Here is a 25,418-nt window from a genome sequence, read left to right as displayed (position 1 = left end):
CTCAGCTCACCACCTTGAGTCCGACGACACATCCGACGAGGCCGATCAGCAGCAGGGCCCGGGCCACGGACAGCCGCTCCTCGCCGCGGGCGATCGCGACGACGACCGTGAGCACGGCGCCCACGCCGACCCAGACCGCGTAGGCCGTGCCGACGGGGATGGTCAGCATCGCGTGCGCCAGGCCCCACATGCTCAGGGCCATCGCGACGAGGAAGACGACGGTCGGCACCACGCGCTTGAAGCCTCGGGACGCGCTCAGGGCAGTGGCCCAGACGGCTTCGAGGACGCCGGCGCCGACGAGGATCAGCCAGTCCATGCTCGTCCGCTCCTCTCGGGAGGTCGGTCTTGGTTTCGCACGATCGTGCGAAGAAAGTTCTAGCACACTTCGCACGACTGTGCGAACATGAGGGCCGTGCCGCAACGACTCGACCGCGACGAACGCCAGCGCCAGGTCTCCGAGGCCGCGTGGCGCGTCCTCGTGCGGGACGGCCTCGAGGCCCTGTCCGTGCGCAACGTGGCCGCCGAGGCCGGCCTGCCGCAGAGCTCCCTGCGCTACACGTTCCCCACCGTGGCCAGCGTGCGCGAGCGGGCGGTGGCGCTGGTGGTCGAGCGGCTGCGGGAGCGGGTCGACGCCGTCGACGTCGCCGGCCCGGGCGGCGCGCGGGCCGTGCTCGCGCAGCTGCTGCCGCTCGACGCGGAGCGGCGCACCGAGATGGAGGTCTACCTCGCCCTCGGCACCGCGGCCATGACCGACCCCGGGCTGCGGGAGGGACACCACGCCGCGCAGGACGCCGTCCGCGCGGTGTGCGCGCGGGCGCTCGGGGCCCTGACCGGCCAGGACCCCGCCGACGTCGACGTGCGCGAGCTGCACGCACTCGTCGACGGGCTGGCGCTGCACGTCGTGCGGCAGGACCCGGACGCCGACCCCGGCTGGGCGCTCGACGTGCTCGACGCGCACCTGGCCCGTGCTTCCTGTGGGGCCACCTGAAGGGTTGACACGCTGCTCGTTAACCTTGATTGTGGTCAATATAGCGACCATTAAGGAGTCCGCCATGGTGTCGAGGCCCCCCTCGGTGCGGGTGCGCAGGGCCGCGACGGAGCTGGGCGAGCATGTCGTCACCTGGCGCAAGCTGCAGGGGCTGACTGCAGAACAGCTTGCGGAACGGGCCGGTATCTCGCGAGGCACGCTGCGGCGGGTGGAGCATGGTGACCCGGCGGTCGGGGCGGGCGCTCTCCTGTCGGTGCTGCGGGCTCTCGGTCAGCTCGACCGCGTCGTCGACGCGCTCGACCCGTACGACACCGATGTCGGGCGGGCACGGGCAGGAGAGTCCCTTCCGCGACGGGTGCGTCGATGACCACGACGGGGACGGTCGTGCTGGACGTCTACGTGGACCTTGCCGGGGAGACCGTTCGAGCGGGGACCGCCTACGTGTCCGAGCGTCGGAGGAGCACCTCGACGTCGTTCACCTACGCCGACGCGTTCCTCGCCCGCACTGACGCCTACGCCATCAGCCCGGACCTCCCTGTGACCGTCGCTCGCCACCAGGTGGACGGCTTGCCCGGGACGTTCGCCGACGCCGCGCCCGACCGCTGGGGGCGCAATCTGATCGAGAAGAAGGTCCGTCGTCGTGCCCGGGAGGGAGGGGCGCTCCCCGCCGTTCGTGAGGTCGACTATCTCGTCGGGGTCTCGGACCTGACCCGTCAGGGCGCCTTGCGGTACACCGGGGCCGGCGACGACCTCTTCCTTGCCCCAGACCCGGACGTCCCGCGGATCGTCGAGCTTCCGAGGTTGTTGCGCGCGGCGGACGCCGTGGCCTCGGGTGACGAGGACTACGCGGAGGTCAAGCTGCTTCTTGATGCCGGGACGGGTTCTCTCGGCGGGGCGCGCCCGAAGGCGTCGGTCCGGGACGGTGGCCGGCTCCTCATCGCGAAGTTCCCCCATCCCGGTGACCGGTGGGACGTCATGGCCTGGGAGAAGGTCGTGCTCGACCTGGCGGACGAGGCCGGGATCCGGGTGCCCAGGCGGCGCCTGGTGACCGTCGAGGGCCGATCCGTCCTCCTCCTCGAGCGATTCGACCGGTCCGACCGCGGGCGGGTCGGATACGCGAGCGCGCTCTCGCTCGTCGGGGGGCGCGACGGAGCGTCGTACGACTACCTCGAGGTCGCGGAGGCGCTCGCGACGCATGGCGCCGCGGTAGGCGCAGACCTGCGGGAGCTGTGGCTGCGTGTCCTGCTCTCGGTCGCGGTGAACAACACCGACGACCACCTCCGCAACCACGGTTTCCTGCGAGCCGGCGGGGGATGGCGGTTGGCGCCCGCGTTCGACGTCAACCCGGATCCCGATGCGCGTGCGGCGGCGACGTCGGTCGGGTTCGTGGCCGAGGATCGTGCCGCGCGGTTCGACGCACTGCTGGAGCTGGCGCCGGAGTTCGGGGTCACTGCGCAGCGTGCCGGAGACGAGGTCCGCGTCGTCGCGGACGTCGTCTCGCGCTGGCGGGACGTAGCCTCTGTCAACGGTATCGGCGAAGCGGAACAGCGGACGTTCGCGGACGTTCTTGACGGCGGGCCGCAGGCCCGCTGAGCGTCAGCGCGCCGGGCCGCCCACCAGGGCGTCGCCGACCTCCGAGCGCAGGTACAGCACGGACCGGCCGGCGCGGGCGGACGTCAGCAGGCCCGCGTCGCGCAGCACGCGCAGGTGCTGGTTCACGGCGCTGGTCGTGACGTGCAGGCGCCGGGCCAGCTCGGTGGACGACGCGGGGTGCTCGAGGGTCGTGAGCAGCCCCGCCCGCGCCTGCCCCAGCACCGCGACCAGCGCGGCGTCCGCCACCGGCCGCTCCGACTGCCACAGCGTGCCCGTGCCGCGCGCGCCGTACATGATCATCGGCGGCTCGTCGGCGGAGATGGGGGCGGACGCGGCGCGGGTGAACAGCGTGGGCACCAGCGTCAGGCCCTCGCCGGTCGTGGCCCGTCGAAGGTCCCTCGTCGAGCTCCCGAGCTGCACGCTCACCACGCCGTCGGCGAAGGACACCCGGTCGGCGAGGTCGGCGAACATCGCGCCCGCCCCGCGCGCGGAGATCACCGCGCCGCGGTGCACGACGTCGGCCTGGAGCACGGCGCGCATCCGTGGCCAGTGCGGCGCGAAGCACGAGTCCCAGTAGGCGGTCAGCGCGTCGAGCACGCGTCGCCGCACGCGCGGGAGCCCGCCGCGGAGCGGGGCGGGGCGGCCGCCCGGGTGCAGCGCGTCGAGCTCGCGGGCGACGACGTCGTCCCCGGTCGCGGCGACGGCGGCCAGCTCGTCGTCGATCCGGGTGAGCGGGCTGCGCGGGCGCGGGGTGAGGAAGTCCGGCGTCCACAGCACCTCGTTGGTCAGCGCGAGCAGCATCTCGCCGTCGAGGCGCGAGCGGGCCTCCTGGGTGTGGCGCAACCACGGCAGGTGGAGCGGGTAGCGGCCCGGTTCACGCCAGGTGCGCAGCGACAGGACCAGCTCGTTCAGCGGGGAGACGGCGAACCGGACGTCGGCGAGGTCCATGCCGGCCAGCTCGTAGCGCATCCATCCCACGGAGCGAGCATAGGTGTAGGGCAGCGCTACATCTCTTCGGCAACGGGCGCGGGCGCCGCCTACTGGTGCCCGTGATCCAGACCCTCCTCCCGCGGGACCCCGTGGCGCGCGCGCTCACCTACTCGACGATGGCGTTCGCGGCGTCGACCGGGATCTTCTACACCGTGTCGGTCCTGTACTTCACGCGGGTGGTCGGGCTGTCCGCGGCCACGGTCGGTCTGGGCCTGGGGATCGCCGGCGGCGCGGGCGTGCTCGGGTCGTACCTCGCGGGGCGCTGGTCGGACCGCTGCGGCGCGCACCGGGTGCAGGTGTGGGGCCTGCTCGCGCAGGCGCTGGCGCTGGCGGCGTACTCGTTCACCTCCGACGCGGTGAGCTTCACCGCCGTCGCGGTCGTCGTCAGCGCGGGCCGCGGGGTGCAGTCCACCGCGCGGCAGGCGCTGCTCGCTCGGTGGTTCACCGGCCCCGAGCGGGTCGACGTGCGCGCCCGGCTGCGTGTCGTGACCAACGTGCTGATCGGGCTGGGCACGCTCGCCGCCGCCGTCGCGCTGCTGCTCGACACGGCCGCCGCGTACCGCACCGCGATGGTCGCGACGGCGGTGCTGCTGCTCGGCGCCGTCGTGCCGCTCGTCCGGCTGCCGCGCCGCGTGCCGGGGCTGGCCGCGCGGATGCTCGAGGACGCGCCCACGGCGCCGGCCCCGCGTTCGGGCGACGCCGACGGCGCCGGCGCGGAGGTCGCCGACGAGGCCCCGGCCCCGCACCCCCTGCGCGATCGCACGTACGTGGCGAGCGTCGTGCTCAACGCCGTCGTGGCCATGCAGTTCGGCGTCATGACGGTGGGGGTGCCGCTCTGGGTCGCGAGCACCGACGCCCCCACCGCCGTCGTGTCCGCGCTGCTCGTGGTCAACACCGCGCTCGTGGCGCTGCTGCAGGTGCGCGCGTCGCGCGGCACGCACGACGTGCGGGGAGCGGGCCGTGCCGTGCGCCGCGGGTCCGTGCTGCTGGCCGCCGCGTGCGTGCTGTACGCGGGGGCCGGGTACGGCAGCCTCGTGGCCGCGACGGCGCTGCTGGTGCTCGCCGCCGTCGCGCACTCCCTCGGCGAGGTGCTGTCCGAGGCCGGCGGGTGGGGCATGGCCTTCGAGCTCGCCGACCCGCGCCGCGCGGGCGCCTACCAGGGCCTGTCGCAGACCGGGTACGCGCTCGCGGGCATGGCGGCCCCCGTCGTGGTGACGGCCCTGCCCATCCGGTTCGGCACGCCCGGGTGGCTCGTGCTGGGTGCGGTCTTCGTCGCGGCCGGCGCGGGGGCGGCCGCCGTCGCGCGGCGTGCCGCCGACCGGCCGGACGACGCCGCGTCGTCCTCGCCGTGGACGACGCAGCCGTCCACGGAGGAGTCCGTCCCGGCGTCCTGACCGGCCCCTGAGGGAGACTGCCCGGGCAGCAGACCCACGACCCTCGAAGGAGAGCGATGGACCCCCGCGAGCAGGAGGTGCGGCGCCGGATGGCGGCGCATGAGCTCTACACCGACGGTGCCCCCGGGCTGGAGGGCCTGGCGGCCGAACGGGCGCGCGCCAAGGAGCTGGAGCACGCGATCAACGTCGGCTCCCCGCGCGACCTCGCCCGCCGAGAGGAGCTGGTCCGCGAGCTGTTCGGCAGCGTGGGGGAGCGGGTCTGGGTGGAGCCGCCGCTGCACGTGTCGTACGGGCGCACCGTCCACCTGGGCGACGACGTCTTCGTCAACGTGGGGCTCACGCTCGTCGACGACGTCGAGGTGCACGTCGGGGACCGGGTGATGTTCGCCCCGCACGTCACGGTGACCACCACCGGCCATCCGGTGCACCCCGACCTGCGCCGCGACGGCGGCCAGTTCTCCGCGCCCGTGGTGATCGAGGACGACGTCTGGATCGGGGCGAACGTGGTGCTGCTCCCCGGCGTGACCGTGGGGGCCGGGTCCGTGGTCGGCGCCGGCTCCGTCGTCAGCTCGGACGTGCCGCCGGGGGTCGTCGTCGCGGGCACGCCCGCGCGCGTGCTGCGCGAGATCACCGACGCCGACCGCGAGTTCCGCTACCGGCCCCCGACGACGGCGCGCCGCGCGGGCTGACGGGCGCCCCGGGCCGCGCCACCAGAGAATGCGGGAGTGACGGACGACGAGAGCCGGGAACCCTCCGGCGGCGGGGAGTGGTTCGTCGGGACGCACGGCCCGCCGGTGGACGCGGCGGACGACGAGCACCCGGCGCGCTGGGCGCACGCGACGGACAAGCGGGAGTTCCTCGCTGCGGCGGCCGAGATCGACCCGGCGCTGCGCGATCGGCTCGAGGGCCTGCACGCGGTCGCGAAGGACGTGCCGAAGCGGCCGGTGGCCGCGGTGCGCTGGCTCGACGACGACTGGGTCGCCGTCGTCACGCCGACGGTCTGGTACACCGAGGGCGACCGCCAGGTGCACACCGGCGAGCTCGGCTGCCTCCTCGGCCCGGACGCGGTGCTGACGTTCGAGGCGGGCGACGCGCGGGTGTGCGCGCACGCGCTGGAGCGCCTGCGAGGACCCGGACCGACACACGGCGACGGGGCACAGCGGGTGGCGCTCGCCGTCGTGCTGGGACTGGTGGGGGTGGCGTCGGAGGTCGAGGTGGCGCTCGGGGACGCCGTCGCGGACACGGAGCGGGTCGTCTTCGACCGCACGGTGGGCGACCCGGTGCAGCGGCTCTACGACCTCAAGCGCGAGATCACCGAGGCCCGCCGCGCGCTGCTGCCGGTGGCGGCGGAGCTCCCCGAGCTCACGGAGACGACCGACGAGCGACGCGCCGTCGCGGACCGGCGCACGCTGGAGCGGGTGGCGTCCACGGTCGAGCGGATCGACCGGCACCTCGACGCCCACGACGACCTGCTGTCCGACATGCTGCAGGTGCACCTGTCGCAGGTGTCCGTGCGGCAGAACGAGGACATGCGCAAGATCTCGGCGTGGGCGGCGATCCTCGTGTACCCGACAGTGGTCGCGGGGGTCTACGGCATGAACTTCACGCACATGCCGGAGCTGCACTGGCTGCTCGGCTACCCGTTCGCGCTCGTGCTCATCGCGGTCGGCTGCGTGGTGCTCTACCGCGTCTTCCGGCGCGTGGGCTGGCTCTGACGACGGAGCGACGCTCCGCTACCCTGTGCGCTCCAGGCGCCCGACGGAGGGACGGTCCCGTGCAGCTGCTCGTGGTCGAGGACGACGACCATGTCGCCGGCGCGCTCGTGTCCGTGCTGGGCCGGCACGGGTACGAGGTCGTCCGGGCGCGCGACGGCGCGTCCGCGCTGCGGGAGCTGAGCCCGCGCACCGACATGGTGCTGCTCGACCTGACGCTGCCCGACATCGACGGCTTCGAGGTGTGCCGCCGCATCCGCCGCGTCTCGGACACCCCGATCATCATGGTGACGGCCCGCACCCGCCTCGACGCGCGCATCCGCGGGCTCGAGATGGGCGCGGACGACTACGTGACCAAGCCCTACGACGTGCGCGAGGTGCTCGCCCGGATCGACGCCGTCATGCGCCGGGGCCGCGGCCGCGAGTGGGACGGCGCCCGCGCCGAGACCGCCGAGGCCCGCGTGCGGGTGCGGGGCCTGGTGGTGGACCTGGCGCGGCGCGAGGTGCGCCGCACGACCGGCGCCGTCCCGGACGCCGCCGGAGCCGTCGTCGAGCTGACGCGCAAGGAGTTCGACCTGCTCGCGCTGCTGGTGCGTCAGCAGGGCTCGGTCCTCACGCGCGAGCGGATCCTGCGCGACGTGTGGGGGTCCAGCTGGAAGGGCCTGGGCCGCACCCTGGAGGTGCACGTCGCGTCGCTGCGCCGCAAGCTCGGCGAGCCCGACGTCGTGGAGACGGTGCGCGGCGTGGGCTACCGGGTGGCCGCCCTCGACGGCGGTGACGGGGCGCCGCCGAGCGGCGCGGGGGCCTAGTCGTCGATGCGGACCCGGCTGGCCATCATCCTCTTCGTGCCGTGCGTGCTGGTGCTCGCGCTGCTCGGCACGGCGTACGCGGGCAACGGGGCGCGCGCCGACCAGCAGGAGGTCTACCTCGACCGGCTCGCCGACGCCGGCTACCTCGTCATCACGGCCCGCCAGTCCCTCGCCGCGGACGACCCCACGATCGTCGAGGGCGACCTGGACCGCTACCGCGAGGTGTACGGCGTGGACGCGGCCGTGGTCGACCAGTCGGGGGCCGTGTGGGCGACCAACGGGCTCGACGTCGACGAGGTGGACGAGCGGCAGGCCGCCCTCGCCGGGCGGCGCGGCGAGGCGGTGCTCAGCTCGCTGCCGTGGAAGGCGGACCGGGTGGTGGTGGCCGAGCCGGTGTACGACGGCGGCGACCTGGTGGGGGCCGTCGTCACCGTCTCCGACGCGCGCGAGGTCTCGCGCAACATCTGGTCGAGCTGGGGCATCCTCGTCGCGGCCGGCGCGGTGATGTGCGTCCTCGCCGTCGTCATCGCGCACCGCACCGCGGGGTGGGTGCTGCGGCCGGTGCGGGCCGTCGACACCGCGATGGGCGAGATCGGGCGCGGGCGGCTCGACGCGCGCATCCCGCCGTCCACCGGCCCGCCCGAGCTGCGCGAGGTCGTCACCCGGTTCAACGCCATGGCGGCGCGGGTGGAGCACTCGATGCACCGGCAGCAGGAGTTCGTCTCCAACGCGTCGCACGAGCTGCGCAACCCGCTCAACGCGCTGATGCTCCGGGTCGAGGACCTGGCCCTGTCGACGCCGCCGGAGCACGCCACCGAGGTGGCGCACGTGCGGGCCGAGGCGGTGCGCATGGCGCACATCCTCGACGCGCTGCTGCTGCTGGCCGACGACGCGAACCTGGCCGCGGCCGCGCAGCCGGTCGACGTCGCGGCGCTGGTCGGCCGGCGGGTCGAGAGCTGGCGGCTCCTCGCCGTCGGGCGCGAGCTGCACCTGGCGGGCACGGTGCCCGACAGCGCGTGGGCGGAGGTCAACGAGATCGTGCTGGAGTGCGCCTTCGACGCCGTCATGGACAACGCGGTGAAGTTCTCCCCGGAGGGCGGCCGCGTCGACGTCTCGGTCACCCTCGCGGACGGCGACGCCGCGGGGCCGCGCGCGGTCCAGGTCACCGTGCGCGACCACGGCGCGGGCGTGCCGCCCGAGGAGCTGGAGCGCCTCGCCGAGCGGTTCTGGCGCTCGCCCGGGCACGGCACCGTGCGCGGGTCGGGGCTCGGCCTCGCGATCGCGTCGGAGCTGCTGGCCACCGGGGGCGGCGGGCTGCGCCTGGCCCTGCCCGAGGCCGGCGGCCTGGAGGTGCGGCTGCGGGTGCCCGCCCGCGGTGCGGGGGAGGGGGCGTCGTGAGCGCCGGACGGGACGGCGGCGCGGGGATGCGGCGGGCCCCGCGCCCCGCGCTGGCCGCGCTGGCCGCGGCGCTGCTCGCCCTGCCGCTGCTGGCCGGCTGCGTCGGGAGCGAGGGCGCGGGGGACCCGTGGGAGGGGCAGCGTCCCGACGCCCTCACGGTGGCCACCGGCGGCTCGACGGGCATCTACCACGCGTACGGCGTCGGGCTGGCCGAGGTGCTGGAGGAGCGCTACGACGTGCCCGTCGAGGTGGCCGAGACCGGCGGGTCGGTGGAGAACCTCGAGAGCCTGGAGGACGGGACGGCGCAGGTCGCGTTCAGCGCCGCCGACGCCGCGCGCGACGCCGTCGCCGGCGAGGGCGCGTTCGACGAGCCGCTCGACGTGCGGGCCCTGGCCCGCGTGTACGACGACTTCGTGCACCTCGTGGTGCCCGCGGACTCGACGATCCGGCAGCTCTCCGACCTGCGGGGCAAGCTCGTGTCGATCGGCGCGCCCCGCTCCGGCACCGCCCTCATCGCGCACCGCGTGCTCGCCGCCGCCGACGTGCCGGAGGACGACCTCACCGCCGTCAGCCTGGGCCTCGACGGGTCGATCGCGGGCCTCGCCGCGGGGGAGATCGACGCGTTCTTCTGGTCCGGCGGCCTGCGCACGCCCGGCCTGACGACGCTCGCGGACGACACGCCCCTGCGCCTCGTGCCGCTCGGCGACGTGGTCGAGGAGGTGCGCTCGATGTACGGCAGCGGGTACCGGCACGGCATCGTGCCCGAGGGCATGTACGGCTCGACGAGCGCCGTCGACACCCTCGCCGTGCCGAACTTCCTCATGGTGCGCGCGGACATGCCGGACGCCGAGGCGCGCACCCTGGTCTCCACCCTGTTCGACGCGCGGACGCAGATCTCCGCGCAGGTGCCGTCGGCGGCGAACCTCGACCGGGTGCGCGCGATCTTCACGGACCCGGTCGAGCTGCACGCCGGCGCGCTGCGGTACTACCGCGAGACGAAGGACTGACCGGCGCCGGCGGCTACCAGGACGAGGCGGCCCGCACGCTCGAGACCAGGCGCAAGCGGTGGCCGACGCCGCCTCGCCACGGGGTGGAGGGCGCGAGCGCCGCGGGGTAGCCCGTCGGGTTGCGCTGGTGCCAGCGCCAGAGGTCGAGGCAGATCTCCTCGACGGTCCGGGCGGCGCGCCAGCCGAGCTCGGCGTCCGCGCGCGCGGCGTCGGAGTACGAGACGGCGACGTCTCCCGGCCGCCGTGCCGTCACCCGGTACGGCACCGTGCGCCCCGTGGCGGCTTCGAACGCCCGGATCAGCTCGAGCACGCTGGTCGGGCGGCCGCTGCCGAGGTTCCAGGTGGACAGCTGCCGGTCGGCGTCGTCCAGCGCGGCAAGGGCGGCGACGTGCCCGGCGGCGAGGTCGTCCACGTGCACGTAGTCGCGCATCGCGGTGCCGTCGGGCGTGGGGTGGTCGCCGCCGCGCACCTCGAGGTGCGCGCGCAGCCCGGCCGCGGTCTCGGCGATCGCCGTGAGCAGCCCCGCCGACGCCCCCGTCCGGTCGGGGCCGAGCGTCCCCGAGGGGTGTGCGCCGGCCGTCGAGAAGTGCCGCACCACCCCGACGCGCAGGGCGGGCCCGGCGTCGGCCGCGACGTCGCGCAGGATCTGCTCGTTCATCGCGTGGCTGCGCCCGACCGGCCCGGTCGGCGACAGGGACGCGTCCTCGCCGTGCGGCAGGTCGCGACCCTCCCCGTAGACGGCGGCCGACGACGACACCACGAGCCGGTCCACGCCGTACCAGGCCATGCAGCGCAGCAGCGTGAACGTGGTGCCGAGGTTGGTCTCGTAGCTGTCGAGCGGGCGCACGCCCGGCGTGCCGGGGCTCTTGATGCCCGCGAGGTGCAGCACCGCGTCGAAGCCCTCGGCGTCGAAGAGCCGCTCGAGCGCGTCGATGTCGGCGGTGTCGAGCACGTGCACCGGGACGGGGCGGCCCGCCAGGGTCTCGACCCGCTCCAGCGCCGCGGGGGCGCCCCGGGAGAAGTCGTCGACCACGACGACGTCGTGGCCGGCCCCGAGCAGCCGGAGCACCGTGTGGGACCCGACGTACCCGGCGCCCCCGGTCACCAGGACGCGCATGGCAGTTCCTCACCTCACAGCACTCACGGCAGACGACGTCGCCTCGTCATCGTGGTGGCACGGCGCCCGTGGACACAGGCGATTTGAGGAAGGTCAGAGGCTCTCCCCGCGCTGGTTGAGCCTGTCGACACCGCTCACCGGGTTTCGACGAGCTCAACCGACGGACGTGGCGACCGCGACCTGTCCCAGCTCCTGCGTGCACCGGGTCAGCGCCACGTAGAGGCCGTTCCAGCCGCGGGGCTCGGCGGCGATCCCGTCCGGGTCGACGACGACGGCCGCGTCCCACTCCAGCCCCTTCGCGTCGGTGGCCGACAGCGCGGGGACGTCCGCGGGCAGCGCCGCGCGGAGCGCGTCGAGCCGGGACACGGGGGCGACCACGCCGACCGTGCCGCCGTCGTACCGCTCGCCGAGGCGGGCGGCGGCGTCGGCCACGACGCCGGGCCACCCGTCGCCGCCCACCTCGAGCACCCACGGGGGCACCGGGGCGGAGCGGACCGCGCGCGGCGGGTCGTTGCGGCTGCCGGCGCGCCGCAGCACGGGGGCGGTCAGCTCCATGACCTCGCGCGGGGTGCGGTAGCAGATGGTGAGGTCGGCCCGGCGCCAGCGGTCGCCGAGGGCGTCGCCCACGGCCTCGCCCCAGTCGGTCTGCCGGTGCGCGGACGACGCCTGGTCGATGTCGCCGACGGCCGTGACCGACCGGGTGGGGCACCGGCGCACCACCATGTGCCACTGCATGCCCGACAGCTCCTGCGCCTCGTCCACCACGACGTGCCCGTACGCCCAGTCGCGGTCGGCCGCCGCGCGCCCGGCGAGGAACGCGCCGTCGTCGGCATCGGTCGCGGGGGCCCGGGCGGCGCCGTCCGGGGACCCGAGGAGGTCGGCGAGGGCGTCGAGGAGCGGCACGTCGCTGCTCGCCCAGCCGGCCGCGGCGCCCGCCGGCTCGGCGGCGACCCGCGCCACCTCGGCGGCGTCCAGCCCGGTCGCGTGGGCGCGCAGGAGGTCGGGGTCGTGCAGCAGGCGGTCGAGCTCGGCCGCCGGGTCGCGGCGCGGCCACCAGGCGTCGAGGGCATCCGCGACGGCGGGGTCGACGGCGACCCGCTCGTGCAGGGCCTCGAGGTCGGCGTCGGAGAGCACGCCGTCGACGTCGGAGCCGGTCGCGCCGGAGGGCACGGCGCGGTCGTCCGCGCGGGTGAGCGCGGCGTCCAGGCGACCGAGCACGTCCTCGAACCCCTCCTCCGCGCGGGCGAGCAGCTCGGCCTGCCGGTCGGCGACGGCGTCCGTGAGCAGGTCGTGCACCCGGTCCACCACGCGGTCGCGGGCGCGGTGGTAGGAGCCCGCGCCCGCCGCGGCTCGGCGGGCGGCGGCGACCTGGGCCGCGGGCAGCACGTGCTCCTCGCCGTCGAGCACGAGGGCGAGCGCGCCGTCGTCGGGCTCGAGCGACGTCACGAACCGGCGCAGCGCGGGCAGCCACGACGAGCGGCCCTTGATCTCGGCGACGTCGCGCGCCTCGGCGCGGGTGGGCCGGACGCCCGGCACGAGGGTGTCGCACGTGGCGGACACGACGGCCGTCTCCCCGAGCGCGGGCAGCACCTGGGCGATGTAGTCGAGGAAGCGCGTCGACGGCCCGACCACGAGCACGCCGCGCTCCGCCAGGTGCGGGAGCGCGAACAGCAGGTACGCGACCCGGTGCAGCGCCACCACCGTCTTGCCCGTGCCCGGGCCGCCCTGCACCACCAGCGGGGTGCGGGCGTCGGCGCGCACCACGTCGTCCTGCTCCCTCTGCAGGGTCGCCACGGCGGTGCCCATCCGCCCCGTGCGGCGCTCGTCCAGCGCGGCGAGCAGGGCGCCCTCGCCCACGAGGCCGGAGTCGTCGAGGCCGCCGTCCAGCGGCTCGTCGTCCACGCCGACCACCTCGGGCCCTCGGGTGCGCACGTGCCGCCGCCGCCGCACGCCCTGCGGGTCCACGGGGGTGGCCGTGTAGAACGGCCGGGCGACGGCGGCGCGCCAGTCGACGACCAGCGGCTCGTCGTCCTCGGTCGCGCCGGGCAGTCCGACGCGGCCGAGGTGCCGCACCGTGCCGTCGTCGCCGTCGAGCCGCCCGAAGACCAGGCCCTGGTCCGCGTGCCGCAGCTCGGCCCGGCGCCCGCGCAGCCGGACGATCCGCGCGCGTGCCGCGGCGTCCTCCGGGCGGGCGGCGGCCAGCGTGGCGTCCAGGTCGTCGAGCAGCGCGGTGCGTCGTGACCAGGCGGCGTCGAGCGTGGCCTGCTCCTCCGCGACGGCGCTGCCGACGGCGGGGGTGTCCGCGGGCGTGGTGGTGGTCTGGGAGGTGGGCTGGGGCACGAGACCTCGTTTCGTACGGTGTACGGGAGACCCTGGCCCAACGACGGTCGCCGCGGGATTGTTCCCCGGGTCACACGCCGGGGCCGGCGGCGCCGTTCGCGGTGATGGCGGAATAGGGGGTGGGGGTATATCGTTGGCGGCATCAGATACCCCATGGGGGTATCGCTGGAGTCGCGAACCATCCGGACGAGGCAAGGATCGAGCTGTGGACCACACCTCTCACGACCAGCACGCCGGGCACCGCCGCCCCGAGGGCGGCGCGCCCGTGCTGGAGCACGACCAGCACGCGCACGCGGGCCACGACATGTCCGGCCACGACATGTCCGGTCACGGGGGCCACGGCGGCCACGGCGATCACGTGGGCCAGTTCCGGCGGCTGTTCTGGATCATGCTGGCGCTGGCGGTGCCCACCGTCGCGCTGTCGCCGATGTTCGCGATGGTGCTGGGCTACGACCTGCCCGACGCGGCGTGGGTCGCGTGGGTCTCGCCAGTGCTCGGCACGGTGATCTTCGCGTGGGGCGGGCGGCCGTTCCTCACCGGTGCGGTGTCGGAGCTCCGGGCGCGCGAGCCCGGGATGATGCTGCTCATCGGCCTGGCGATCACGGTCGCGTTCGTCGCGTCGCTCGGCGCGAGCCTCGGCCTGCTCGACCACCAGCTCGACTTCTGGTGGGAGCTCGCGCTGCTGGTCGTGATCATGCTGCTGGGCCACTGGATCGAGATGCGCTCGCTGGCCCAGACCACGTCCGCGCTCGACTCGCTGGCCGCGCTGCTGCCCGACGAGGCGGAGCGCGTGGACGGCGAGGGTGCGGACCAGCGCGTCGTCACGGTCGCGCCGTCCGACCTGCGCGTGGGCGACGTCGTCCTCGTCCGCCCGGGCGGCAGCGTCCCCGCCGACGGCCGCGTCGTGGACGGCCGCGCGGAGATGGACGAGTCGATGGTGACGGGCGAGTCCCGCACCGTCGCGCGCACCGTGGGCGACGCCGTCACCGCCGGCACCGTCGCGACGGACTCCGGCCTGCGGGTCGAGGTGACCGCCACCGGCGACGACACCGCGCTCGCCGGCATCCAGCGGCTGGTCGCGGAGGCGCAGGCGTCGTCGTCGCGGGCCCAGCGCCTCGCGGACCGCGCGGCCGGCTGGCTGTTCTGGTTCGCCCTCGGCTCCGCGGTGGTCACCGCGATCGCGTGGACGGCGCTCGGCCTGCCGGACGACGCCGTCGTGCGCACCGTCACCGTGCTCGTCATCGCCTGCCCCCACGCCCTCGGGCTGGCCATCCCGCTCGTCGTCTCCATCGCGACCGAGCGCGCCGCCCGCGGCGGCGTCCTCATCAAGGACCGCCTGGCGCTCGAGAGCATGCGCACCGTGGACACCGTCCTCTTCGACAAGACCGGCACCCTCACCAAGGGCCAGCCCACCGTGGCCGAGGTCGTCACCGCGGGCGACGGGGCGGGGGCGCTGGACGGCGACGCCGTGCTGGCGCTCGCCGCCGCGGCCGAGGCGGACAGCGAGCACCCCCTCGCCCGGGCGATCGTCCGGGCCGCGGAGGCTCGCGGCCTCGACGTCCCGCGCGCGGCCGACTTCGCGTCGTCGCCCGCCGTCGGCGTGGTCGCCACGGTCGACGGGCACGAGGTCCGCGTCGGCGGCCCGCGGCTGCTGGAGTCGTCGTCGGTCGAGGCCCTGGTCGAGCCGGCGGACGACGGCGCGATCGTCCTGCACGTGCTGCGCGACGGCGTCGTCGTCGGCGGGCTGAAGCTCGCGGACGAGGTGCGGCCGGAGTCCGCGGAGGCGGTCGAGGCGCTGCACCGGCGCGGCGTGCAGGTCGTGATGATCACCGGCGACGCCGAGGCCGTGGCCCGGTCCGTGGCGGGCGAGCTCGGCGTCGACCGGTACTTCGCGGGCGTGCGGCCGGAGGACAAGTCGGCGCGCGTGGCGGGGCTGCAGGCCGAGGGCCGCACGGTGGCGATGGTCGGCGACGGCGTCAACGACGCCCCGGCGCTCGCGCAGGCCGACGTCGGCATCGCGATCGGCGCGGGCACGGACGTCGCGATCGCGTCGGCGGGCGTCATCCTCGCCAGCGACGACCCCCGGTCGGTGCTGTCCGTGATCGAGCTGTCGCGGGCCGGCTACCGCAAGATGAAGCAGAACCTCTGGTGGGCCGCGGGGTACAACCTGCTGTCCGTGCCGCTGGCGGCGGGCGTCCTCGCGCCGGTCGGGTTCGTGCTGCCGATGTCCGTCGGGGCCCTGCTCATGTCGCTGTCCACCGTGGTGGTGGCGCTCAACGCGCAGCTGCTGCGCCGGCTCGACCTGCGGCCCGACGTGGTGTCGTCGGACCTCGCTGGTTGAGCTTGTCGAAACCCGGGTTTCGACAAGCTCAACCAGCGGGCCGCTCAGCCGATCTCGAGGCGGATCGCGTCGTACGCCGCCTCGTTCCAGAGGTGCTCCACCCCGTCGTTGATCTGCAGGGTGATCTCGTTGCCCCGCCGCGTCAGCAGCGAGGCGTCGAAGGTGAGCTCCCGACGGTAGTTCCGGCCGCTGCACCCGCTGCGGTAGGTGGCGCCCTTCGCGTCGTCGGGCTGGAAGGTCCAGACGAACGGCTCGCCGTTCACCCGGACGGTCAGGTTGCTCTCCTCCGGCGGCACCGGCAGGGCCGACCCCATGGCCCAGGCCGCGAGCCACACCGAGAGGGTGGCGCGGGACCCGGCGGGGGGAGCGTCGTCGAGGTCGAAGAGGATCCGCCACGGGCTCTCCTGCCGGGTGACGTGCAGCCGGTACGTCGTGGCCGCGCCGTCGTCCCCGGTCACGACGATCTCGAGGACCGTGCGCTGCGCGGACAGCGGCACCGCGAGCCCCGCCGCGGGGACGGCGTCGCCCCCGATCGTCACCCGCGCGCCGCCCCGGCCCGTCGCCCGGACGGTCACGGTCTCCTGGCCCCACGGCAGGTCGGCGGCGACGTCGGAGCGGAACGTGCTGAAGCCCGGCACCAGGTCCGCGCCGTCGACCTCGAGGCTCTCGAGCACCGGGAGGGCCGCGTCCGCCGCGAGGATCTCGACGGCGTTGATGCGGCCGTCGCCGCCGGCGAGCAGGTCGAGCCGGCCCCCGGTGACGGTCACCGTGGCGGTGTGCACGGCGTACTCGCCCCGGCCCGAGTCGAGGGCCACCGGCTCGCCGCCGCCGAACGAGACCTGGGTCTTGTTGGCCGCGATGTCGTCGCCGGAGAGCACGGTGACCTCGTACTCCCCGTCCGGCAGGTCCACCGAGAACGTGTACCCGGAGCCGACGAGGAAGTCGCGCTGCAGGTCGCCGTCCGACCCGCGGTCCCGGGAGTCGACCACCCGGTCGAGGCCGAAGCCCCCGCCGGCGGCGTAGAGCGTGTTCGGGGCGACCCGCTCGTACCCTGCGGCGACGGGGCTGGAGGCGGTCCCGAGGTCGAAGAGCCGGATCCCGTCGGCGTCCTCCGGCAGCACCGTGCCCTCGGGGGCCTGGACGGGGTACGACCGCTGGTACTGGATGTAGTTCCAGTCGCGCGCCGTGCTCTTCCCCACCCGGTAGGTCACCCCGTCGGGGAAGTCGTCGTGGAAGGTCTGGAAGAGCCCGTAGCGCCGGAAGTCCCGGCCGTTGCGGAACTCCTCCGACGTGCGGGTGGGCCTGCCGATCGCGAACACGGTGCGGCCGTGGTCCACCGGCTCCCACAGCATGCGGCCGAGGGTGACCTCCTGGCCGGCGCCCACCTCGACGTCGTCGATCACGTGCTCGCCCCAGACGTCGCCGCCGTAGACGGTGAGCCGGTACGTGCCCGGGCGCACGTGGTCGAGGACGAACTGTCCGCCCCGACCGAGGTCGGCCCAGTAGTTGTGCCCGAGCACGGTGTCCTGCATGGGGGTGCGGTTGTCGGACAGCACGACGACGGCGCCGTCGAGGTTCGGGACGCCCGGGACCCGGACGGTGCCGCGCACGCGGGAGCGCTGAGCGGTCGGGGTCCAGCCCTCCACCGCGAGCCGGTCGTAGAACTCCGCGTGCGTCTCGAACCGGGCCTGACGGGCGGCGTCGCGGCGCAGGGCCTTCGGGTCGTCGCCCTTGTTGAGGTAGACGAAGTACGGGCCGTAGGTCTTCTGCCACGCCTGCCCGGCGGCGACGCGCACCGGCGGCGCGCCGTAGTGGGTGGCCTGCGGCTCGACGAGCAGCACCGGCGTGCTGCCGGTCTGGTGCAGGATCAGGTCCTGCCGCACCGGCCCGCCGGTGAACGCCTCGAGGTTCGGGAGCGCGGCCCACATGCCGTAGCCGCTGCCGTACAGCCCGTGCAGGCTGTGGTCCTTCATGAACACGGCCCAGTCGTACTTCGTGTAGTAGCGCCGGGCGTACGCCGAGCCCGTGCCCTCCAGGTCGTAGGTCGCGTCCATGACCATCTCGGCCTTCGAGATCTCGGCCCCGGTGGGCATGCGGGCCGCGGCCTCGCGCCACCGCGTGGCGCCGGCGTCGTCGGGCACCGAGGCGTGCGTGAAGACGCCGCCGGCCGTGTAGAAGACGTACCGGTGCTGGTCGGTGCGGAAGCCGTGCAGCTCGGCCGGGTGGTCGTAGCTGTAGGCCAGGTGGATGCCCGCCTCGCCGGAGCGCACGATGTGGTGCCGCACCAGCCAGCAGGGCATGTCGCCCGACGGGCTGTGGTGGTAGGCGATGTCGACGAAGTCCTGCTCGACGCGCACGGTCAGGTGGTTGTCCGCCGGGGGCAGCGGCAGGCCGGCGCCCTCGCGAACGGTGTTCATGTCGTAGTTCCCTCGGCCCACCATGTTCACGCCGTCGTAGACGAGCGAAGTGGTCCGACCATTGGACTTGTCGACCGTGAGCCGGACCAGCCCGTTGTCGACGACGACCTCGGTGTCGGTCTCCTGGACGGTCGGGGCGGGGCCCACGGCCGCGGACGCGCGAGGCGCCTGTGCCCAGGGGAGCAGTGTGGTCGCGGTGATCCCTGCCAGCTTCCCGAAAGTTCGCCGCGTCATTGCGGCCGATGTGGTCATGCCATGGGAAATTAGCACGATTCAATCGGCGATTTGGAAGGATTCATCTGACGACTGGCATGGCGAGATCGGTCATCTGCTGCGAGATCGGTCAGGATTCCGACCGATCTCGCAACAGATGACCGATCTCAGGCGGTGGGCGGGAGCGCGGCGGTCAGGTCCACCTCGACGAACTGGCCCGGGAAACCGAGCTGGGCCACCCCGAGCAGCGTGCTGGCGCTGGTGAACGCCGGGGCCAGGGGCGAGTCGAGCAGGCGCTGCCAGGTGGCCGCGAGGTCCGCCCGATCGTCGCTGCGGACGTAGACGACGGACCGCACGACGTCGTCCGGCGCGGCGGACGCGCCGTCGAGCGCGCGGAGCGCGTTGGCGACGACCTGGTCGACCTGGGCCGCCAGGTCGCCGGACCCCACCAGCCGGCCGTCGGCGTCGAGCGGGCACTGGCCCGCCAGGTACGCGGTCCTCCCCGCCTCGACGAGGGTGACGTGGTGGTAGCCCGGGGTGGCGTGGAGGCCGTCGGGGTCGAGCCTCGTGATCCTCATGACCCGAGTGTCACGGGCTCCGGCGCGTCGGTCGACGGATTTCGCGCGCCGCCACGGCGCAGCACCACGAGGTTGAGCGCCGCTGCGGCGAGCAGGACGACGGCGGTGGCCACGAAGACGGCGCGCAGGCCGGCCTGCGCGGCGACCAGGCCGCCGAGCACGGGCCCCGCCACCTGGCCCACGTACTGCGCGGAGACGCCGAGCCCGAGCACGCGGCCGACGGCGTCTGGCGGCGCGAGGTGCCGGACCGCCGCCGTGATCGCCGGGAGCAGGCCGCCGAGGCTCAGGCCGAGCAGCACGCGCAGCACGCCGAGCTGCCAGACGTTCGTCACGAGCGCCTGCGCGAGCGCCAGCACGCCCGCCGCCGCGAGGCAGGCCACCACCACCCGGGTGTGCCCGACCCGGTCCGCGAGCCGGCCGACGCGTGGAGCGGCGACGACGCTGCCCACGGCCGTCAGTGCGACGAGGATGCCCGCGACGCCGGCCGCGTGCGAGAGCTGGCCCAGGTCCTCCACGTACACGGTGACGATCGGCTCGATCGACATCGTCGAGAACAGCAGCAGGCTGGACGTCGCGAGCAGCACGAGCACGGCGCCCACCTGTCCCGCCGGTCGAGCCCGTCGAGACCCGGTGCTCGTGGTGTCGACAGGCTCAACCGGCGACCGTGCCGGGCGGGGCGGCTCGCGGAGCAGGAAGGTCGTGGCGAGGAACGCCAGGAAGATCACGGCGCCGCAGACGACGAACGTCGAGCGGATGCCGACCCACGCGGGCACGAAGCCGCCCACCAAGGGGCCGACGACGTTGCCCGCCAGGATGCCCGACGACAGCACGCCGAGCGCCCACGCGCTGCGGTCCTTCGGCGTCTGGGCAGCCACGAGGATGGTGGCGCCGGACGAGTAGCCGCCGAGCAGCCCCACCAGCAGGCGGGCCGCGACGAGCTGCTCGACGCTCTGCACGAAGCCGAGCAGCGTCATCGCGACCGCCATGCCCAGGCTCGCGCGCACCAGCATCGACTTGCGCCCGAACCGGTCGCCCAGCGCGCCCCACAGCGGCGCGGTGAGCGCCGCCGTGAGGAAGGTGGCCCCGTACGCGACGCCCGACCACCGCACGACGGCGCCCGGGTCGTCGACGCCGAGCTGCCGCACGTACTCCGGCAGGAACGGCACCAACAGCGTCATCGCGACGAGCGTGGTGAACGAGCCGGCCGTGCCGACGGCGAGGTTGCGCCGCCAGTACGGGTGCTCGAGGTCGGCGTCCGGGGTGCGGTGGTCGACCGCGGGGCTGGTCATGCCCCTGGTCTACACCCGCCGTCCGCACAATGGGACATGACGTCTCGCATCATGGTCGCTGGTCGAGCCTGTCGAGACCCGGTTCCGACCGGGCTCGACCAGCGACGCGTGAGGGTTTCGACAGGCTCAACCGACGAGGGTGAGGCGCGCCGTCGCGAACGCCGCCGGCGGCAGCTGCACGGTGAGCACGCCGCCGTCCAGCGTCACGCCGTCGAGCGGCCGCGGCGCGACGGCGTCGGGCGCGTCGAACGTGTTGTGCGCGGCCGGGTCGTCGGCCGCCAGCACCGTCGCGACCGGGTCGCCGACCGCGCGGCCGCGCAGGTCGACGCGCACCGTCGCGGGGGAGTCGGGGTCGAGGTTGGTCAGCGACACCAGCACCGCGCCGTCCTTCGTGGACGCCGACGCCGACACGGTGCCCACGGCCGTGCCGTCGACGTCGTGCGTGGCGCGGGCCGCGCGCTCGCGGACCGGCAGGCTGGCGGCGTCGTGGTGGCCGGCGCTCATCGCGAAGGCGTGGAACGTGGGCGTCTTGATCATCTTCGCGCCATCCGTGAGCAGCATGGACTGCAGCACGTTGACCGTCTGCGCGATGTTCGCCAGCCGCAGGCGGCGGGCGTGGTCGTGGAAGGCGTCGAAGTGCACGGCCGCGACCAGGGCGTCGCGCATCGCGTTCTGCTGGTACAGGAAGCCGGGGTTGGTGCCGGGCTCCACGTTCCACCACGTGCCCCACTCGTCGAGCGCCAGCCCGAGCTTGGCCTCCGGGTCGTAGGCGTCCATCACGGCCGAGTGGCCGGCGATGATGCGGCGCACGTCGAGCGCCTTGCGCATGGTGGCCCAGTACTCGTCGCGCGTGAACTCGGTGGCGGCGCCCTTGTCGCCCCACGTCCCGGCGAACGTGTAGAAGTGGAACGAGACCATCTGGAACAGGTCGCGCGGGTCGGCGTCGCCGAGCTTCGCCACCTGCTGCATGAGGGTCTCGGTCCACGCGTAGTCGTCGTCCGACGCACCCGCCGCCACCCGCACCAGGCGGTTGTCGCCGTGGTCGCGCGCGTACGTCGCGTGCTGGCGCGCGAGCGCCGCGAACTGGTCGGCGCGCAGGTTGCCGCCGCAGCCCCACGGCTCGTTGCCGATGCCGAACAGCGCCACGCTCCACGGCTCGTCCCGGCCGTGCTCGCGCCGCAGCCGCGCCATCGGGGCGTCGTCGGCCCGCGTCAGGTACTCGACCCAGTCGGCGGTCTCCTGCACGGTTCCGGAGCCGACGTTCGCGGAGACGTACGGCGCCGTGCCCAGCAGCTCGCACAGGGCCATGAACTCGTGGGTGCCGAAGGCGTTGTCCTCCACGACGTCGCCCCAGTGGGTGTTGACGATGCGCGGGCGGCCGGCCGCCGGGCCGATGCCGTCGCGCCAGTGGTAGGTGTCGGCGAAGCAGCCGCCCGGCCAGCGCAGGTTCGGGATGCTCAGCTCCCGCAACGCCTCCACGACGTCGGTGCGGATGCCGCCGACGTTCGGGATGTCGGAGTCCTCGCCCACCCAGAAGCCCTCGTAGACGCACCGGCCGAGGTGCTCGGCGAAGTGGCCGTACAGGTGGCGGCTGATCGTGGGGCCGGGGACGTCGAGGTCGACGACGGCGTCGAGGGCGAAGGTCGCGTCGGGCGTGGTCGAGGACAGGTCGGGCAGCACGGGGTTTCCTCCAACGTTGCAGGTGGCGGTCAGACCATACCCGCGGCGGGTCGGCGGGATGCCAGACTCGTCGCGTGCCGGACGACCTCGAGACACCCGCCCCGACCGCCCCCGCATGGCTCCGCACGGCGACGCTCGTCGTCGCGGCCGCGGCCGTCCTCGTCGTCGCCTGGGCGTGCGTCACCGCCTGGGGCGCCGTGGTGCACGGGCACCCGGCGTACGCGGTGCTGCTCGCCCTGACGCTCGCGGGCGGCGCGGTGGCGGGCGGGCGCGCGCTGCGCCGTCGCCCCGCGCGCGGCGGGTGGCGGCGCGGGGTGCGGGTGGCGCTGCTCGTGCTCGGGGCGGTCTGGGTGGTCGCGATCGCCTGGCTGCGTCCGTTCGTCGCCGTCGAGCCGGCGCTCGCGGCGATGCGCTCGGACGACGCCGTCACCGTGACCGAGACCGCGACCCGCTACGTGCTCGCGCCGGCCGGCGACGCGGCGTCGACGACGACGGCGGTGTTCTTCCAGCCCGGCGCCCGGGTCGACGCCCGCGCGTACGCGGCCGTGCTGCGCCCGCTCGCGGAGGCGGGGCACACCGTGGTCGTCGCCAAGCAGCCGCTCGGGATCGCGTTCCTCGCCGTCGGGGCGTTCGACGACGCCCGCGGGGCCGTACCCGCCGAACGGTGGGTGGTGGGCGGGCACTCGCTCGGCGGCACCGTCGCGGCGATGGAGGCCGACGCGGCCGACGACCCTGCCGACGCCGAGGCGCCGGCGGCGGGGCTGCTGCTGTTCGCGTCGTACCCCGCGGGCGACGTCAGCGGGTCGCTCACCGCCGCCGTCGAGTCCGTGTCCGGGAGCGAGGACGGCCTGGCGACCCCCGCGAAGATCGACGCGTCGCGGGCCGACCTGCCCGCCGGCAGCGACTTCACCGTCATCGACGGAGGCGCGCACGCGTACTTCGGCGACTACGGCGTGCAGCCCGGCGACGGCACCCCGACGATCTCGCACGACGACGCCCGCGCGCAGATCTCCGCGGCGAGCGTCGCGTTCGTCGACGGGGTCGCTGGTTGAGCGTGTTGAAGCCCGGAACGTGGTCTCGATGGGCTCGACCGACGTGTGTCGTTGGTTGAGCGTGTCGAAACCCGGCTCGTGGTCTCGACAGGCTCGACCGACGAGTGTCGCTGGTTGAGCGTGTCGAAACCCGGTTCGTGGTCTCGACGGGCTCGACCGACGGGGTGGTCTCGACAGGCTCGACCGACGGGGTGGTCTCGACGGGCTCGACCGACGGGGTGGTCTCGACGGGCTCGACCGACGGGGTGGTCTCGACGGGCGGGTGGTCACACCCCGTCGAGGGTGAGGCGCACGACCACCTCGTCGCCGTCGGCCACGTTCTCGGGCCGGCGCACGGCGTCCTTGAGCGGCACGAGGTAGCCGCCGTCCTTGGGGAACAGGGAGGTGGTGAACGTCGTCGCGCCGAGGCGGCCGGTCACGGGGATGACGCCCCAGCCGTACGTGACCAGCGGCGCGACGGCCGCGATCTGCTCCGCCTCCGCGTCCGGCACCGCCACGTAGTAGTAGGGCGCGGGGCCGCGCCACTGGAACACCTCACCGCGCACCTCGAGCTCCATGCGCCCAGGGTGCCAGGTGAGCATGAGCACGAGGGCTGCCCGCGCGGGCGGCGCCTCACCGTCGGGACCTGAGCGAGAGCTCCCGGAACAGCGGGTTCCGCAGCGGCACCGTCATCAGCAGGGCCATTCCCGCGCCGAAGACGGCGAACGGCACCCAGAGCGCGGTGGCTGAGGCGAGTGCCCCGAACGCCGCCATCGCGAGCGGCATGAAGACGTCGTCGCCCAGCCGGGTGATCGACGCCATCCGCCCCAGGTACGACGGGTCGACGGTGCCGGCGAACGTGGCGCCGAGCAGCGCGGAGGCATACCCGGCCGTGAGGCCGACGACGAGGCACGCGGCCCCGGCGACGCCGACCGGTCCGGTACCGAGCGCGACGATGGCGGCGCCCTGCACGGTCAGCGCGACGAACCCTGCGCGGGCCTCGTGCGTGGGCCGCCAGCGGGCGACCGAGAGTGCGCCGAGCGCGGCGCCCAGCCCGATGCAGGCCTCCAGGATCCCCACGGCGCGGGCGCCCCAGCCTGCGTCGTGGGCGCGGAGCGCGATCCCGATGCCGACGGCGGGCCCGACGGCGAGGTTGAGGCCCGAGAGCGCGATCACGAGCGTGCGGGTGGTCGGCACCTCGCGCAGGTGGCCGAAGCCGCGGCGGATCCCGCGAAACGCGGACTCCTGCTCGGCCCGGGGCAGGGCGAACCGCGGGCGCAGCCAGATCGCGATGAACGCGACGACCACGGCGAAGGTGACCGCGTTGGCGCTCGCGCTCCCGAGGAGCCCCGACCGGGCGACCAGGAAGCCGCCCACCGCCGAGCCGACCATGGTCGCCAGCCGGGACGCCGTCTGGGCGACCGCCGTGTACGAGGGGAGGTCTTCGGTGCGGACCAGCTGCCGTGCGATCGTGCTGGCGGACGGCTCGTAGAACGCGTCGCACACGCCGAACGCGACGGCGGCGAGCGTGAGCAGGAGCACCGTCGGCGGCGTGGCCAGCACCCACAGCGCCGCCCCGACGAGCACGGCCACCCGCAGCAGGTTGCAGACGATCATGACGCGCCGCGCATCGACCCGGTCGGCGAGGACACCGCCGAACAGCAGCACCACGGCCCGCGGCGCGGTGCCCGCGGCCACGACCAGCCCGGCGACGGCGGGGGTGGCGACCTGTACGGCCGTCCAGGCCAGGGCGATGGACCAGATCGCGTCGCCGGCGTCGGACAGCGCCTTGACGCCGATCCACGCGTGCACGGCGCGGTCGCGGGAGAACGCCGGCGGCTCGCGCAGCAGCACGGGCTGCGGGGCGCTCGTGGTCCCGGTCATGGCGCCGTGGGGAAGCCGTGGGCGAAGACGAACACGGGCGTCCGACCGGCACGTGCGCCGGTGCCGTCGTCGGTGCCGTCGTCGGTGCCGAGGCCCGACTGCCAGGCGGCGAACGTCTCCCGCATCGCGGCGGAGAGCGCCTCCAGCTCGTCGGGAGTGGCCCAGGCGACGGTGTCGATGCTGAACGCGGCGCGTGACCACTCCGGCAGCGGGGCGGTGCGGCGGTGCCAGGCGCGCAGCCGGCCGACGTGCGCCTCGACGTTCGCGCGCTCGGCCTCCCGGGCGAGCAGCGCGTCGGCGGGGGAGCCGGAGAAGTCGTCGGCCGACCAGGTCAGGCCCTGCTTCGCCGGCTGCCACCAGCTCGTGCGGCGGTCCCCGGTGCGGTCCGGGGCCTGCTCGACGACGCCGGCCCGCTTCAGCATCCGCAGGTGGTGGCTGACGCTGCCCACCTGGAGGCCGAGCTCGCGCGCCAGCGTGGTCACCTGGGTGCTGCCGTGCAGGCTCAGGTAGTCGTAGATGCGCCGCCGCACCGGGTGGTGCACCGCGGTGATCGCCTCGATCTGTTCCATGCCGACGACGCTAGGCGCGCTTCGGCGGGAGTACAAGACTTCTTGTATACCGCGACATCGTGCGGATC

General features: G+C 74.8%; 22 protein-coding genes. 11 read left to right on the top strand and 11 right to left on the bottom strand.

Annotated elements, in window-relative coordinates:
- Position 1 precedes the first annotated feature (1 nt).
- Positions 2-316 carry a DMT family transporter gene (locus ACQFYA_RS20010; RefSeq protein WP_499127080.1) on the bottom strand — a complete coding sequence of 105 codons (315 nt, stop codon included), beginning with the start codon at positions 314-316 and terminating at the stop codon, positions 2-4.
- Between the two features lie 87 nt (positions 317-403).
- On the opposite strand from ACQFYA_RS20010, the gene ACQFYA_RS20005 reads away from it, so the two are divergent.
- From ACQFYA_RS20005 to ACQFYA_RS19995, 3 genes are all read left to right on the top strand, one after another.
- Complete coding sequence (locus ACQFYA_RS20005; RefSeq protein ID WP_499127078.1) at positions 404-988, top strand: TetR/AcrR family transcriptional regulator; 585 nt, start codon at positions 404-406, stop codon at positions 986-988.
- A 64-nt stretch (positions 989-1,052) separates the two neighbouring features.
- Positions 1,053-1,355 (top strand): helix-turn-helix domain-containing protein, encoded by a 303-nt coding sequence (locus ACQFYA_RS20000; RefSeq protein ID WP_499127076.1) that lies wholly within the window; start codon positions 1,053-1,055, stop codon positions 1,353-1,355.
- Positions 1,352-2,581, top strand: coding sequence for a type II toxin-antitoxin system HipA family toxin (locus tag ACQFYA_RS19995; RefSeq protein WP_499127074.1), 1,230 nt, complete (start codon positions 1,352-1,354; stop codon positions 2,579-2,581). Before ACQFYA_RS20000 ends, ACQFYA_RS19995 begins: the two co-directional genes overlap by 4 nt.
- Positions 2,582-2,584: 3 nt before the next feature.
- On the opposite strand, the gene ACQFYA_RS19990 is transcribed toward ACQFYA_RS19995, so the two are convergent.
- The gene (locus ACQFYA_RS19990) at positions 2,585-3,550 is read right to left on the bottom strand and encodes an ArsR/SmtB family transcription factor (protein ID WP_499127631.1); all 966 of its coding nucleotides are present in this window, start codon (positions 3,548-3,550) and stop codon (positions 2,585-2,587) included.
- A gap of 80 nt (positions 3,551-3,630) precedes the next feature.
- On the opposite strand from ACQFYA_RS19990, the gene ACQFYA_RS19985 reads away from it, so the two are divergent.
- The 6 genes from ACQFYA_RS19985 to ACQFYA_RS19960 are packed head-to-tail and all read left to right on the top strand — an operon-like array spanning position 3,631 to position 9,891.
- Complete coding sequence (locus ACQFYA_RS19985) at positions 3,631-4,965, top strand: MFS transporter (RefSeq protein WP_499127072.1); 1,335 nt, start codon at positions 3,631-3,633, stop codon at positions 4,963-4,965.
- Positions 4,966-5,021: 56 nt separating this feature from the next.
- Positions 5,022-5,654, top strand: a complete 633-nt coding sequence (locus ACQFYA_RS19980; RefSeq protein WP_499127070.1) for a sugar O-acetyltransferase — start codon at positions 5,022-5,024, stop codon at positions 5,652-5,654.
- 36 nt (positions 5,655-5,690) lie between these two features.
- Positions 5,691-6,680 carry a CorA family divalent cation transporter gene (locus ACQFYA_RS19975; protein WP_499127068.1) on the top strand — a complete coding sequence of 330 codons (990 nt, stop codon included), beginning with the start codon at positions 5,691-5,693 and terminating at the stop codon, positions 6,678-6,680.
- 59 nt (positions 6,681-6,739) lie between these two features.
- A complete protein-coding gene (locus ACQFYA_RS19970) occupies positions 6,740-7,486 on the top strand; it encodes a response regulator transcription factor (protein ID WP_499127066.1) in 747 nt (248 codons plus the stop codon).
- Positions 7,487-7,492: 6 nt separating this feature from the next.
- On the top strand, positions 7,493-8,884 hold the full coding sequence (locus ACQFYA_RS19965) for a sensor histidine kinase (RefSeq protein ID WP_499127064.1): 1,392 nt from the start codon (positions 7,493-7,495) through the stop codon (positions 8,882-8,884).
- A complete protein-coding gene (locus ACQFYA_RS19960; protein WP_499127062.1) occupies positions 8,881-9,891 on the top strand; it encodes a TAXI family TRAP transporter solute-binding subunit in 1,011 nt (336 codons plus the stop codon). The genes ACQFYA_RS19965 and ACQFYA_RS19960 overlap by 4 nt, the downstream gene beginning before the upstream one ends.
- A gap of 13 nt (positions 9,892-9,904) precedes the next feature.
- Here the strand turns inward: ACQFYA_RS19960 and galE are convergent, their stop codons facing one another.
- Together galE and ACQFYA_RS19950 are read right to left on the bottom strand one after the other, a co-directional pair.
- Complete coding sequence (gene galE / locus ACQFYA_RS19955) at positions 9,905-11,008, bottom strand: UDP-glucose 4-epimerase GalE (protein ID WP_499127060.1); 1,104 nt, start codon at positions 11,006-11,008, stop codon at positions 9,905-9,907.
- A 153-nt stretch (positions 11,009-11,161) separates the two neighbouring features.
- A complete protein-coding gene (locus ACQFYA_RS19950) occupies positions 11,162-13,348 on the bottom strand; it encodes a HelD family protein (protein WP_499127058.1) in 2,187 nt (728 codons plus the stop codon).
- Positions 13,349-13,652: 304 nt separating this feature from the next.
- Between ACQFYA_RS19950 and ACQFYA_RS19945 the strand changes: the two genes are divergently transcribed.
- Positions 13,653-15,689: a heavy metal translocating P-type ATPase gene (locus ACQFYA_RS19945; RefSeq protein ID WP_499127629.1), complete on the top strand. Its 2,037-nt coding sequence runs from the start codon at positions 13,653-13,655 to the stop codon at positions 15,687-15,689.
- 44 nt (positions 15,690-15,733) lie between these two features.
- On the opposite strand, the gene ACQFYA_RS19940 is transcribed toward ACQFYA_RS19945, so the two are convergent.
- The 4 genes from ACQFYA_RS19940 to ACQFYA_RS19925 form a co-directional block, all read right to left on the bottom strand.
- Entirely contained in the window at positions 15,734-18,253 is a 2,520-nt protein-coding gene (locus ACQFYA_RS19940; protein ID WP_499127056.1) for a polysaccharide lyase family protein, read from the bottom strand.
- 233 nt (positions 18,254-18,486) lie between these two features.
- Positions 18,487-18,897 (bottom strand): RidA family protein, encoded by a 411-nt coding sequence (locus tag ACQFYA_RS19935; protein ID WP_499127055.1) that lies wholly within the window; start codon positions 18,895-18,897, stop codon positions 18,487-18,489.
- On the bottom strand, positions 18,894-20,186 hold the full coding sequence (locus tag ACQFYA_RS19930) for an MFS transporter (RefSeq protein WP_499127053.1): 1,293 nt from the start codon (positions 20,184-20,186) through the stop codon (positions 18,894-18,896). Before ACQFYA_RS19930 ends, ACQFYA_RS19935 begins: the two co-directional genes overlap by 4 nt.
- Positions 20,187-20,312: 126 nt before the next feature.
- Entirely contained in the window at positions 20,313-21,866 is a 1,554-nt protein-coding gene (locus ACQFYA_RS19925; RefSeq protein ID WP_499127052.1) for an alpha-N-arabinofuranosidase, read from the bottom strand.
- 74 nt (positions 21,867-21,940) lie between these two features.
- Between ACQFYA_RS19925 and ACQFYA_RS19920 the strand changes: the two genes are divergently transcribed.
- A complete protein-coding gene (locus ACQFYA_RS19920) occupies positions 21,941-22,918 on the top strand; it encodes an alpha/beta hydrolase (RefSeq protein ID WP_499127050.1) in 978 nt (325 codons plus the stop codon).
- 266 nt (positions 22,919-23,184) lie between these two features.
- Here ACQFYA_RS19920 and ACQFYA_RS19915 read toward each other — a convergent pair whose 3' ends face one another.
- From ACQFYA_RS19915 to ACQFYA_RS19905, 3 genes are read right to left on the bottom strand one after another with little or no spacing between them, the layout of a single operon-like run.
- On the bottom strand, positions 23,185-23,475 hold the full coding sequence (locus ACQFYA_RS19915) for a DUF1905 domain-containing protein (protein ID WP_499127048.1): 291 nt from the start codon (positions 23,473-23,475) through the stop codon (positions 23,185-23,187).
- A 55-nt stretch (positions 23,476-23,530) separates the two neighbouring features.
- On the bottom strand, positions 23,531-24,781 hold the full coding sequence (locus ACQFYA_RS19910) for an MFS transporter (protein WP_499127047.1): 1,251 nt from the start codon (positions 24,779-24,781) through the stop codon (positions 23,531-23,533).
- On the bottom strand, positions 24,778-25,350 hold the full coding sequence (locus ACQFYA_RS19905; RefSeq protein ID WP_499127045.1) for a winged helix-turn-helix domain-containing protein: 573 nt from the start codon (positions 25,348-25,350) through the stop codon (positions 24,778-24,780). Before ACQFYA_RS19905 ends, ACQFYA_RS19910 begins: the two co-directional genes overlap by 4 nt.
- Between the last annotated feature and the right edge of the window lie 68 nt (positions 25,351-25,418).

This window comes from Promicromonospora sp. Marseille-Q5078, assembly GCF_050315395.1.
GTDB lineage: Bacteria > Actinomycetota > Actinomycetes > Actinomycetales > Cellulomonadaceae > Isoptericola.
The sequence above is the reverse complement of the archived record's forward strand: the minus strand, read 5'-3'. Positions and strand labels throughout refer to the sequence as shown.